Here is a 12,384-nt window from a genome sequence, read left to right as displayed (position 1 = left end):
TTGTAGTAATTATGCTATTTAACTCTCTGGATTTTGTTGTTTTTCTTCCCTTGGTTTTTGTTTTGTATTGGTTCGTTACTAAGCGTTCACTAAGACTTCAAAACATATTGATTGTTATTGCGAGTTATGTGTTTTACGCATGGTGGGATTATAGATTTTTAGCGCTGATAGCATTGAGTACCATTGTGGATTTCTTTGTTGCAAAACAACTAAATGCTGCAAGAGCTAAAAGCACACGAAAGCTCTTGCTTTTGGTAAGTTTAATTTTCAATCTAGGACTATTAGCGTTCTTTAAATATTTCAATTTTTTTATTGAAAGTTGGGTTGATGCCTGGAAAACACTTGGTGTAGATATGCATGTCTCCACTTTAAAAATCATTCTTCCTGTAGGAATCTCTTTTTATACATTTCAAACATTGAGTTATACTATAGATGTTTATAGAAACAAACTAAAGCCAACCTCAAGTTTTATTCAGTTTGCAGCATTTGTTTCCTTTTTTCCTCAACTGGTTGCTGGTCCAATTGAAAGGGCCACTAAATTATTGCCTCAATTTAGTTCTAAAAGAGAATTTAAGACCGATTTTGCAATGAGTGGCGTATACCTCATTATTTGGGGGCTCTTTAAGAAAGTTGTGATTGCTGACAATTGTGCTTTTTTTGTTAACGAAATTTTTAGCGCTCCTACTGACTTTTCTTCAGTAGAATTGATTTTGGGAGCTGTGCTTTTTGGGTTTCAGATTTATGGCGATTTTTCTGGTTATTCTGATATTGCAATTGGTGTTGCTAGGCTTTTTGGATTTTCATTAATGACTAATTTCTCCTTTCCTTATTTTTCTAGGGATATTGCAGAGTTTTGGAGACGCTGGCATATTTCTTTATCAACTTGGTTTAGGGATTATCTCTATATTCCGCTAGGAGGCTCAAGAGGCGGCAAATGGAATAAAGTGCGAAATGTATTTATCGTATTTTTAATAAGTGGATTTTGGCACGGAGCCAATTGGACATTTATAGCGTGGGGAATTTTACATGCTATTTTATTTATGCCTTTATTGCTCATGGACCGAAATAGAAAATTTATCGAGTCCACTAAAGTATCTCTTAATCAATTGCCTAGTATTTTCGTTACTTTTACGTTGGTAACTATAGCTTGGGTTTTTTTTAGAGCCGATAGTATTGCAATAGCATCTCAATACATCATTGATCTGCTTAGTTTTAAGAGCGGTAACGGCTTTATGTTTTTTAAGACCAGTAAGAAGGTGTTGTTTAGTGCTATAATTTTGTTCAGTATTGCATTACTTTTAATATTTGAATATAAGACCATACAGAAGAACAAAAAAGAAGTGCAACTAACACGTGCTACAGCTATTTTTATAGCATTGGTTATTTGTTTTATGGGTGTGTTTAAAAACCCAGCAGAGTTTATTTATTTTCAATTTTGATCATGAAATTATTTCTAAAGAAAATAGGTTTTATTTTTCTGATATTCATCGGCATATCAGTAGCTATTTCTACCGGTAGTTTATGGTCTTTACGTCAGTCTTCTTTTTATAAACCTTCATTTTTGGTAAATGATGTAAAAGAAAAAGATTTTGATTATATCATCTTGGGAGCGAGTACTGGGTTAACAACTCTAAACTCTAAGGTTATAGATTCTGTTCTTAAAACCAAAGGGCTTAATTTGTCTATTGACGATACTTCTCTAGGTACACAATACCTAATGTTACAACATTTTTTAGAACATGGAAAAACAACTGAAAATGTTGTTTTAGCACCTAGTGCTTATGGTTTTGATTCTCAAAATAAGGATATAAGTGATAATGATTATCGTTTTTTGCCATTCATTAATGAAAGCTATGTGTCAAATTATTTTGATGATTTTACCAGCAGAAGTTCTAATCTAATTAGTTACTCTAACTATATGCCAATGTTAGGTGTATCTTATTACAATATGGAAATACTATACCCTTCGCTATTAGCTTTAATACATCCAAAAAAAAGAAATCGTTTTGACAATAAAGGCAATTATACCTACCCAAATACAGAAACTGAAACTAGGTTGATTCAAAATTTTGAACCCATTACCATTGCATTTAAAAATAAATATTTCTCAAAAATTAAAGCGCTTTGCGAACTACATAATATAAGGTTGATTTGTTATTTTTCGCCTATCAAAGGCAAAAAAGTAAATACAGATATTACTAACCTTGCTATTATCAATCATAGTGATTTATTGAGGGATGAATCGTTATTTTATGATTCAATACATGTAAATAGTAACGGAAGACAAGTGACAAGTTTAGCATTTGCTCAAGATTTCAATAAAATTTTTTTGAAGTAAAATAATGAACCGCAAACCCAAAATAGCTATATACTCTGGTGATATACCAAGTACTACTTTTATAGAAAGGTTAATCGAAGGATTGTCCCAGGATGCTTATGAAATTTATGTGTTTGGGTTTATAAAGACTAAAGTAAAATATAAAGGATCTGTTTCTGTGTATGCTTATAAGAATAATAGAGCCTATAAACTATTTTACTTATTAAAGTATACTGTACTACTGTCATTATTTAGACGTAAGGAAAAAAGAAAGCTCGATAGTTTAATAAAATCACAGTCAAAAAATGTATTGCTAGATAAAGTGAAAAGCTATCCTGTATTATGGCATAAGCCAGATGTATTTCATTTGCAATGGGTGAAAGGTTTGGACAATTGGATGTGGGTACAAGATTTTGGAATAAAACTCGTAGTAAGTCTTCGTGGTGCACATATTAATTATTCTCCTTTGGCCAATGCGCAGTTGGCTGAGATGTATCGTAAAAATTTCCCTAATGTTGACGGTTTTCATGCAGTATCTAAGGCTATAGCAAACGAAGCAGAAAAATACAATGCACCTAAAAACAACATCAAGGTCGTTTACAGTGGTTTACCGTTTTATGATAAGGTAACACTTACTAATACACCTAACAAACCATTCAAAATAATCTCTATTGGAAGATCTCATTGGAAGAAAGGTTATTCTTATTCTTTAGATGCCTGTAAACTTTTAAAAGACGACAATTTTAATTTTAATTACACCATAGTTGGTGCAGCCAATGCTATTGAATATAATTATCAGGTTCATGATTTAGGTTTGTCAAAAGAAGTTGTCTTAATGGATAAATTACCTTATGACGACGTACAGCGATTAATACAACAAGCAGATATGTTATTGCTACCAAGTGTAGAAGAAGGAGTTGCCAATGTGGTACTGGAAGCCATGAATAATAATACTGTTGTGTTAACTACAGATTGTGGCGGCATGACAGAAGTAGTTAAAGATGGCAATAATGGCTTTGTTGTACCAATAAGAGATGCTGTAGTAATTGCTAACAAGATTAAAGAAATAGCAGGTATGCCTCAAAACAGCGTTGAGACTATTAAAACCAAAGCTTTAAAATCTATTAAAGAAAGTCACACACAACAACTTATGGTGCAGGGCATGGCAGAATTATATCAAAACACATTGCAATGTTAACTGATAATAACAAGGCAGCTACAATTGGTTTAGTACTATCTACAGTGCCTAAATATTCTGAAACTTTTTTTAGAAATAAAATTGAAGGCTTGCAAAAAAACGGCTACAATGTTATTTTATTTGTTGACTATAAAAATGCAAGCGATAATGATTATGACTGTAAAGTTGTGTCTGGTTATAACTTTAACCAAGGAAAGCTTTTAACGTTTTGGTACAGTTTTTTAGCCATTACTAAGTCATTGGTTTTACACCCTTCAAAAAGTTTTAAGTTATTTCAGTTAAATAAAAAGGATGGCATACCTATTTCTAAAAACATACGACAAGTCATAATAAATCACTTCTTTTTTACGGAAAATGTAGATTGGTTACATTTTGGTTTTGGTATGTTGTCAGTACAAAGAGAAAATATTGCAGCAGCAATAAAAGCCAAAATGGCAGTGAGCTTTAGAGGTTTTGATTTATACCTTTCTCCATTAAAACATCCGGGTTGTTATGACTTATTGTTTAGGAAGGATGTAAAGTACCACGTGTTATCACAAGAAATGAAAAACGACTTAATGAAAAACGACATTAGGGCGAATCGTATAGAGGTCATAACACCAGCAATAAAAACAGAATTTTTTCAAAACATTCAGCCTTTTACACAACACAAACAAATTCAGTTAGTGACCGTGGCGAGGTTACACTGGAAAAAAGGACTAGAATACACACTAGAGGCATTAGCATATCTAAAAGAAAAAGGAGTAGATTTTCATTATACTATCATAGGTGATGGAGAGGAAAAAGAACGATTAATATTTGCAGCTCATCAACTGGGTATAATAGATAATATAAGCTTTACAGGAAAATTATCCCAGAAAGAGTTAAGGGAAAAAGTGATAAAAAGTTCAATTTATCTTCAATATAGTATACAAGAAGGATTTTGCAATTCGGTTTTAGAGGCACAAGCTTTAGGTTTAATGTGTATTGTGTCTAATGCTGAAGGTTTAAGTGAAAATGTATTAAATGAAAAAACGGGTTGGGTGGTAACAAAAAGAAAACCTAAATTATTGGCTGAAAAAATATTATATGTTATAGATTTATCCGACGAAAAAAAACAGACTATAAGGCAAAATGCGATCAATAGAGTTAAGGCTAGCTTTAATTTAGAAAAGCAACAACAAGAATTTGTGAATTTATACAATAATTAAAAATTAATTTAGCTTTCCTACTATCGCAACTATTTGTGTAAAACTCTTAATTCTAGGAGAGTATTTATGATCTGAGAAATAAATTTTTAACAAGAATGACTAAGTACGAATTTTTTCGCTGGGTGACGTTTCCTATAATGACAACACATTTGGTAACTGTTCGTAAGGATATAAAGCAATTATTAAAGCAAAGTAAGTCGAATTCTAAAAAAACATCAGTTTTAGATGTAGGAGGAAGGAATTCGCCGTATACTATTAATTTGCCTGCAGAAATCACACTTTTGGATGTGCCTCAAGAAGAAGGAACTCGAGAGGAGTTAAATCTGGGATTCACTTCAGAGATACTTAACAATATTAAAGAGAGAAGAAGCAACATTAAAGATATTGTAATACAAGATATGACTAAGTCAACCTTGCCAAATGATTCCTACGATGCCGTTGTATGTATTGAAGTTATTGAGCATGTGTTAGAGGACGCTAAGTTTGTAGAAAATATAGCTAAAGTGATACGTCAAGGTGGTTGGGCTTACTTTACAACACCAAATGGCGACTATATAAAAAATGAAGGGCCTGGTAGTAACCCAGACCATGTAAGGCATTACACAAGACAAGAATTAGAAGGGTTGCTTAAAAAATATTTTAATGAGGTAGATGTACACTATGCTGTAAAAACAGGAAAGCATAGAGTAAGGGGTTTAAAAAGCTTTAAGCTTAGCAATCCAATAGGTGTTTTAACAACCATGGCCTCTAATATTATTAACCGAATACAATCAAAAGGTGTAGAAAACACACCTCATGAAACAGCACATTTAATTGCAATTGGGTACAAGTAAATTACAAGCAGCAATCTAAAAAGCTAAATATGTTAGTATATCTTTATAAAAAAATACCTAAATCCTTACGTAATCGTATCGGGAAAACTAAAAGCTTAAAATGGTTTAGGGATTTTCTATTAAGAAAAGACGGAATATATAAAGAGCGTACGGTAAACATAAAAAGATCTTATTTAGATTACAATGTAGAATTTAAGTTTGTGGCTTCAATAAAAGAAGCTTCTAACGCTTTAATAAAAGGCATAGAAAATACAATGCTGTGCAACTCTATTGTACTTCTTAGAAAGCGAAGAGAAGATTTAAATAATATTACCATTTTAGATGTGGGTGCTAATTTTGGTTATCTAAGTTTAGTATGGTCTCAGACAGTATGTAAAACGGGCAAAGTTGTAGCTTTTGAACCCAGTGTTGACGTATATAAATCCCTTGGTAAATCTGTAGCTTCTAATAAGGTTGGTAACATTGTAGAGCTCGTTAACGTAGCCGTGGGAAACGAAAACAAGCTAGTGGAACTTTTCCTAAATGACTCCACATCCAATGTTATACAAAGTGATGATAAGCAGCAAAGTAACACTGTGCAAATGGTGCGTATAGATGATTATGTAAAGGATAATAATCTTAATTGTGATTTAATTAAAATCGATGTAGATGGTATTGAGTTTGATATCTTAAAAGGAAGCATAGACACATTAAGGAAGTTTAACCCTATCTATATTGTTGAGACTAATGATGATACTAGAATAGTTGAGTTTTTCGAAGGCAACAATTACAGTGTCCTTAATGAAAAATTAGAACCTTATACTCAAAACCAAAAATTACCGCCAAATGTATACTGTGTATCAAAAGCTTAATGAGTCATTCTAAAAAAAAATACAAAGTAGTTGTAATAGGTTTACCTAAAACGGGTACTTCGACTTTAGCTGTAATGCTTAGAATGTTAAACTATACAGTGACGGGACCAGATATAAAGTATAAGTTCGGCGATGCTAGATATCTTGACGAGACATTTGGCCAATATGACGGTTTTCAGGATTATCCTTGGTGTTTTGAATGGCAAAGATTCTTAAAATACGAAAACACTAAATTCATTGTACTCAATAGAGAAAAAGAATCATGGCTAAAAAGCTTTTATGAATCTTATGGAAGAGATAAAGAAAGCTATTTATCATTTCCCTACATGAAAATTTTAAAGGAAAGAGAAAATAAGGAGGAATTCTTAAATTACTTTGACTCTTATTATAAAACTGCCAATGAATATGTGGAAAAATTGCCTAGTAGGTTCTTAAATATCTCATTAAAGGCTTTTGAATGGGAGGAATTATGTGATTTTCTAGAAGAAGAACTACCAACTAATATTTTTGGCAGAGTAGTTAAGAAGCCTCACATAAATAAGAAAAACTATAAAAAGGATAAAAAAAAGTTTACATATAAAACAAAGCGAAAATTGCAATCGTTTATCGGAAAGCATTATTGGAATAAGACCATTACATTTTTAAGAAAGAATGGTATAGTAAAGTAAAGCCTTAATAAGAATGAAACAGAAAGTATTTATTATAGGTTTTCAAAAAACAGGAACCACATCGCTAGAACATGCTTTGCAACATATGGGTTATCGTGTTTATGGAGGTGATAAAAACTTAATGAAGTTTACCGATATTAAAGAATTACAAAATTATATAAAAACAACATTAAAGCATTGGGATGCCGTACAAGATATGCCGTGGCCTTTATTTTATAAAGAACTTTACAATGTATTTCCCGAGGCAAAGTTTATATTAACCAAACGGAATACAGATGAATGGATACGTAGTGTGGTGAGATATTTTGCTAGTATCCGTTTTCCTTTACATCGAAAAATATATAATGTACCTTGTGCAGAAGGATATGAACAGCGGTATATTGAAGTTTATGAAAAAAACAATAAAGAGATATTAGAGTTTTTTAAGGGTAAGCCTAATTTTTTGGTTTTGGAAATAGGTAAAAATTTTAATTACCAGACTTTATGTGAATTTTTAGAAATAGAAGAAGTGCCTAGCGGGAGTTTCCCTCATGGTAGAAATAATAAAAAACGAAAACTTCCTAATTACAAATTATACAGAGATATACGATCCTTGTATTGGAATTATAAAAAAAAATATTAAAAAGTTTATTCTTTGAAGATACTCTTATTTTACACTTATAGTCAAGGCTATTTATCCAGCTTTTTTTACGAATTATCGCTTAAGTTAACTCAAGAAGGGCATAAGGTCGTAAACTTTTCCTGGAAGCAAATACAGAGCGAAGAGGTAATAGATGGTGTTAAAGTAATAGTAAAGAAAAAGGAAGGTTATTTCACCAATTATAAATATGTGTACAACATTATAAAGGAAGAAAAACCAGATGTAATTATATCAAATTTCAGCTATGTAAATCCAGCGCTATTATTTGGAAAACTATTTGGTGCCAAAAAAAATATGGTATGGTTTCATTCATTACATGAGCAAATGGAATCCACAAGGCTCAATGTTTTTGTAAAGAAATGTTTTTTAAAATTAGCTGATGTAGTCATTGCCAATTCTTACTTAACCAAAAAGGAACTTAATGCCTATTACAATGTGAGTGAGCACAAAATACAGCCAATACCTTTTTGGAGTGCCATATCAGAGAAAAAAATGGAGCCTTCGGATTTATTCTCACAATCAGATAAAGCTGTTTTAAAGATTGGATGCCCAGGACGGCTAGTTGCTCACAAAAACCAGAAGATACTAATTGAAGCTGCCTATGCCTTAAAAAAGGATGAGTCCAAACCTTTTCATATTTATTTAGCAGGTAAGGGTGAACAGACTGAGTTAAAGAAACAGGTTAAAGAATTAGGGTTAATAAATGAAGTGTCATTTTTAAACAACCTAAGGTCTAATGATATGCTTCAATTTTATAAGACCGTAGATGTTATTGTGTTGCCAAGTCTTCATGAAGCTTTTGGGTTAGTGTTTATCGAAGCCATTGCTTTAGGAACACCGGTGATTGTGTCTAAAAAGTTTGGTGCTTTATCTTTTTTACAGATTGATGAGAAAGAATTTTCAAAGTTTACGTTTAACCCAGAATCTAGTGAAGAATTAGCAGATAAAATAAGAGAATATATTAATCACCAAGGGCTTTCTAGAGATTATTTTAAGGCATTATATAATCAAAATTTCGATAAAGAAGTTATTTTTAAAACCTTCAATAAAATCATTGCAACAACATAATGTTATTTGCGCTATTAAAATATTTACAACCAACGCATTATTTTCAGCTTTATAAAAAAGATGGAAGTTCAGTTTTTCCCAAGGCAGATGCTCTGCCAGAAGAAATTACACAACAACTGGAAGCAGATAACCAATTTCAATCTCCAGAAGCAAGAGATTATGATTTGTCATGGCAAGCCATTAACAAAGGTTACATAGGGTCGGCAGATACTTATCGTAGCTTTAATACAATACCATTAGAGGATAATTACCACTTTATTAGAAAATACTTTAACAAAGCCTGGGTTTATTATGTGTTACTATTAAGGCTTCTGTCATTTCACAATCCATATAAGGAAATCAAAGCCTTTGTAAACACAAGACATATTAAAAGAGTTGTTTTAGGAAACAGTATAATAGATTACCCTAAGTACGCAGAGTATAAGTCGTCTTTACTTGAGCAAAATCTTAAGGTAAGTGTTGTTATACCAACATTAAACCGATATAATCATCTAAACAATGTTTTAAAAGATTTAGAGGCTCAAGATTATAAAAATTTAGAGGTCATTGTTGTAGATCAGTCAGAGCCTTTTGACGCTTCATTTTACAAAAACTCTAAATTAGACATCAATCTAATTAGACAAGAAGAGAAAGCGCTATGGTTGGCGAGAAATACTGCTATAAAGCATTCCCAGGGCGATTTTATAGCACTTTCTGAAGATGATGTACGCATAAAGCCAGATTGGGTAAGTTCGCATTTAAAATGTTTAGACTTTTTTGAAGCTAAAGTATCAGCTGGCGTGTTTTATCCAGAAGGCAAACAAATTCCTAAAGATCGATCTTATTTTTCCATAGCGACTCAATTTGCTACAGGCAATGCCATGCTATATAAAACAGTGTTTAACAAAGTGGGTTTGTTTGATAGACAATTTGAAAAGCAGCGTATGGGTGATGGTGAATTTGGTACACGAATTTATTTAGAAAGTATTAAAAGTGTATCTAATCCTGTTGCATCTTGTATTGATGTAAAGGCAAATACAGGTGGGTTGAGAGAAATGGGAAGTTGGGATGCCTTCAGGCCATCTAATTTTTTTGCGCCCAGACCAATACCAAGTGTTTTATATTATTACAGACGATATTTTGGCAATAAAGCATCTAAATATGCTTTATTGCGCACTATTCCCATTTCTATTTTTCCTTATCAATTTAAAAAAAATAAATTGTTAAACGTGTTAGGGCTAATATTGTCTATTATTATTCTACCGCTAGTAATTTACCAGGTTTCTAAATCATGGAGTCTTGCTAGTAATAAAATTAAACAAGGCCCTTTAATTGAAACACATTAATGACTCGCAAAGCAAAAGAAATACTTATAGTTACATCAGAATTTCCGCCACAGCCAGGCGGTATTGGTAACCATGCTTACAATTTAGCATTGTATATTTCAAAACAGGGCTACGATGTTAGTGTTATAGCTGATCAACGCTCTTTAAAAGGTGTAGATGAAGTAGAATTCGATAATGATTTGCCATTTAATGTTATAAGAATAAAACGTTATTCTTTTAGGGTTAGAATGTACATTAATCGTTTAATATGTACTTACAGAAAAATGAACCAGGCTTCTTGCGTAATAGCAACAGGTAAATTTTCACTTTGGAATGTAGGTCTGCTATCTAACTTTTTTAAAATAAAAACGATTGCAGTCATTCATGGAACAGAAGTAAATTTTAAGCCATTTTTACTAAGAAAATCAGTTAACACAGCTCTAAAACAGTTTAATAAAATTATAGCAGTTTCAAATTACACAAAAGATTTGGTAAGCTCGCTAAATAAGGACGTTTATGTTATTCCCAATGGTATAAACCTTAAGGATTGGGAAGTAAATAAAGCGAATACTAATAGTTTAAAAGGTAGTCCAGCTTTAACAACAGTAGGTAGAGTGAGTTCTAGAAAAGGACAGCTTAATGTTATTAGCCACCTACCAAAGCTTATTAATGAGTTTCCAGAATTACATTACCATTGTATAGGCATACCTACTGAAGCGGAAACTTTTCTTATAAAGGCCAAACAATTAAATGTACAAGATTATGTTACCTTTCATGGTAGTTTAGATAGCAAAGATTTAAAAGAAAAGCTGAATGAGACTGATATTTTTGTAATGCTAAGCTCGGAGAGTGGAACAGGAGATGTAGAAGGGTTTGGTATTGCAATTTTAGAGGCAAATGCATTAGGAATACCTGCTATAGGATCTAAAGGCTGTGGTATTGAAGATGCAGTAAACCAAGGTGCCTCTGGCTTTTTAATAAATCATAATGATTCTTTACAATTGGTAGAAAGCATAAAAAGGATATTAAATAATAAAGGAGTTTTTTCAAAGGGAGCAATAGATTGGTCAAAACAACATGATTGGTCATATATAATCAAAGACTATCTACAGTTATTAGAATGAAAACACTAACCATTATATCGCATACAGAACATTATAAAGATAATAATGGTCAAATAGTAGGTTTGGGCTCTACCGTAACCGAAATAAATAACCTAGTAGAAGTATTTGACCATATTATTCATGTGGCTATGTTGCATAATGTTGTTCCTCCACCAAGTAGCTTGCCTTATACCTCTGATAAAATCACATTTGTGGCTCTTCCTACTGTGGGTGGTAATAGCTTAAAAAACAAATTGAAGATAATTGCTAATGCACCTAAAATGCTTAAGATTGTTAAGCAAAATGTAAAGAAAACCGATTATTTTCAATTTAGAGCACCAACAGGAATAGGAGTATTTGTTATACCATATTTGGTCTTGTTTAGTTCTAAAAAAGGATGGTTTAAATATGCTGGTAATTGGAAACAAAAAAACGCACCTAAGTCATATGGTTTCCAACGATGGTTGTTAAAAAACCAAAAAAGAAAAGTAACTATTAATGGCAAATGGCCAAATCAACCTAAGCAATGTTTAACTTTTGAAAATCCTTGTATTACAAACCAGGAGCTAAAAGAAGGACGAGATACGATAGCAGAAAAAAGTATAGATGGTAAATTTGAATTCTGTTTCGTTGGAAGATTAGAAGAGGAAAAAGGTCTGGATTTGCTCATTGAAGCTTTTAAAAGTTTACCAAAATTAGAAAAACAGATGGTGAAATCTATTCATATCGTTGGTAACGGTCACCATAAGAAAGATTATATTGCTAAGGCTAAGGAGACAGATGTTAATTTTAAGTTTTATGGTTATTTACCTCGAAAAGAGGTCCAGAAGGTTTATTGTAAATCTCATTGCATAATATTACCATCGGCATCAGAAGGTTTTCCTAAGGTTATATCAGAAGCCATGAATTATGGTTGTTTGCCAATTGTGTCTAATATATCTTCTATTGATAACTACATTATTAATGGTAAAAATGGTTTTTTATTAGAGCAAATATCTTCTGAAAGTATTGTGAAATCTGTACATAAAGTTTTAAGCTTATCAGCTACTGAATACTGCCAAATGATTAAACATAAACGAGATAATCTGCTAAAATTCACGTACAGTTATTATAATAAAAGAATACTTAAAGAAATTATAGATTAGAGAATAAAATAATTGTTTACTTTTTATTAATAACAATTTGTTTGTATTTGCAAAATATAAACTGTTA

At 31.8% G+C, this 12,384-nt stretch carries 12 protein-coding genes; all 12 read left to right on the top strand.

Translation table 11 applies throughout. The features are described from left to right. Positions 1-11 precede the first annotated feature (11 nt). The 12 genes from ACQ65V_RS00440 (at position 12) to ACQ65V_RS00385 (ending at position 12,317) form a co-directional block, all read left to right on the top strand. Positions 12-1,439, top strand: coding sequence for an MBOAT family O-acyltransferase (locus ACQ65V_RS00440; RefSeq protein ID WP_430466460.1), 1,428 nt, complete (start codon positions 12-14; stop codon positions 1,437-1,439). Positions 1,440-1,441: 2 nt separating this feature from the next. After that, on the top strand, positions 1,442-2,338 hold the full coding sequence (locus tag ACQ65V_RS00435; protein WP_430466459.1) for a hypothetical protein: 897 nt from the start codon (positions 1,442-1,444) through the stop codon (positions 2,336-2,338). Positions 2,339-2,342: 4 nt separating this feature from the next. Next, a complete protein-coding gene (locus ACQ65V_RS00430; protein ID WP_430466458.1) occupies positions 2,343-3,515 on the top strand; it encodes a glycosyltransferase family 4 protein in 1,173 nt (390 codons plus the stop codon). Continuing rightward, complete coding sequence (locus ACQ65V_RS00425) at positions 3,509-4,705, top strand: glycosyltransferase family 4 protein (protein ID WP_430466457.1); 1,197 nt, start codon at positions 3,509-3,511, stop codon at positions 4,703-4,705. Before ACQ65V_RS00430 ends, ACQ65V_RS00425 begins: the two co-directional genes overlap by 7 nt. Positions 4,706-4,800: 95 nt before the next feature. Further along, entirely contained in the window at positions 4,801-5,538 is a 738-nt protein-coding gene (locus ACQ65V_RS00420) for a class I SAM-dependent methyltransferase (RefSeq protein ID WP_430466456.1), read from the top strand. A gap of 29 nt (positions 5,539-5,567) precedes the next feature. Continuing rightward, a complete protein-coding gene (locus ACQ65V_RS00415; RefSeq protein ID WP_430466455.1) occupies positions 5,568-6,389 on the top strand; it encodes an FkbM family methyltransferase in 822 nt (273 codons plus the stop codon). Beyond that, the gene (locus ACQ65V_RS00410; protein WP_430466454.1) at positions 6,389-7,057 is read left to right on the top strand and encodes a sulfotransferase; all 669 of its coding nucleotides are present in this window, start codon (positions 6,389-6,391) and stop codon (positions 7,055-7,057) included. Before ACQ65V_RS00415 ends, ACQ65V_RS00410 begins: the two co-directional genes overlap by 1 nt. Positions 7,058-7,070: 13 nt before the next feature. Next, a complete protein-coding gene (locus ACQ65V_RS00405) occupies positions 7,071-7,679 on the top strand; it encodes a sulfotransferase family protein (RefSeq protein ID WP_430466453.1) in 609 nt (202 codons plus the stop codon). A gap of 12 nt (positions 7,680-7,691) precedes the next feature. Next, positions 7,692-8,765 carry a glycosyltransferase family 4 protein gene (locus ACQ65V_RS00400; RefSeq protein ID WP_430466452.1) on the top strand — a complete coding sequence of 358 codons (1,074 nt, stop codon included), beginning with the start codon at positions 7,692-7,694 and terminating at the stop codon, positions 8,763-8,765. After that, positions 8,765-10,090: a glycosyltransferase family 2 protein gene (locus ACQ65V_RS00395; protein WP_430466451.1), complete on the top strand. Its 1,326-nt coding sequence runs from the start codon at positions 8,765-8,767 to the stop codon at positions 10,088-10,090. Before ACQ65V_RS00400 ends, ACQ65V_RS00395 begins: the two co-directional genes overlap by 1 nt. Next, entirely contained in the window at positions 10,090-11,193 is a 1,104-nt protein-coding gene (locus ACQ65V_RS00390; protein WP_430466450.1) for a glycosyltransferase family 4 protein, read from the top strand. Before ACQ65V_RS00395 ends, ACQ65V_RS00390 begins: the two co-directional genes overlap by 1 nt. Beyond that, the gene (locus ACQ65V_RS00385; protein WP_430466449.1) at positions 11,190-12,317 is read left to right on the top strand and encodes a glycosyltransferase; all 1,128 of its coding nucleotides are present in this window, start codon (positions 11,190-11,192) and stop codon (positions 12,315-12,317) included. The genes ACQ65V_RS00390 and ACQ65V_RS00385 overlap by 4 nt, the downstream gene beginning before the upstream one ends. Positions 12,318-12,384: the final 67 nt, after the last annotated feature.

The organism is Winogradskyella ouciana (assembly GCF_965284585.1).
GTDB classification, from domain to species: Bacteria; Bacteroidota; Bacteroidia; order Flavobacteriales; family Flavobacteriaceae; genus Winogradskyella; species Winogradskyella ouciana.
This window is presented reverse-complemented; position numbering and strand designations above follow the sequence as displayed.

Excerpts from the sequence above, each read along its gene's own strand:
- ACQ65V_RS00440 (WP_430466460.1), top strand. The coding sequence starts at position 12 with ATGCTATTTAACTCTCTGGATTTTGTTGTTTTTCTTCCCTTGGTTTTT.
- ACQ65V_RS00435 (WP_430466459.1), top strand. The coding sequence starts at position 1,442 with ATGAAATTATTTCTAAAGAAAATAGGTTTTATTTTTCTGATATTCATC.
- ACQ65V_RS00430 (WP_430466458.1), top strand. The coding sequence starts at position 2,343 with ATGAACCGCAAACCCAAAATAGCTATATACTCTGGTGATATACCAAGT.
- ACQ65V_RS00425 (WP_430466457.1), top strand. The coding sequence starts at position 3,509 with ATGTTAACTGATAATAACAAGGCAGCTACAATTGGTTTAGTACTATCT.
- ACQ65V_RS00420 (WP_430466456.1), top strand. The coding sequence starts at position 4,801 with ATGACTAAGTACGAATTTTTTCGCTGGGTGACGTTTCCTATAATGACA.
- ACQ65V_RS00415 (WP_430466455.1), top strand. The coding sequence starts at position 5,568 with ATGTTAGTATATCTTTATAAAAAAATACCTAAATCCTTACGTAATCGT.
- ACQ65V_RS00410 (WP_430466454.1), top strand. The coding sequence starts at position 6,389 with ATGAGTCATTCTAAAAAAAAATACAAAGTAGTTGTAATAGGTTTACCT.
- ACQ65V_RS00405 (WP_430466453.1), top strand. The coding sequence starts at position 7,071 with ATGAAACAGAAAGTATTTATTATAGGTTTTCAAAAAACAGGAACCACA.
- ACQ65V_RS00395 (WP_430466451.1), top strand. The coding sequence starts at position 8,765 with ATGTTATTTGCGCTATTAAAATATTTACAACCAACGCATTATTTTCAG.
- ACQ65V_RS00390 (WP_430466450.1), top strand. The coding sequence starts at position 10,090 with ATGACTCGCAAAGCAAAAGAAATACTTATAGTTACATCAGAATTTCCG.
- ACQ65V_RS00385 (WP_430466449.1), top strand. The coding sequence starts at position 11,190 with ATGAAAACACTAACCATTATATCGCATACAGAACATTATAAAGATAAT.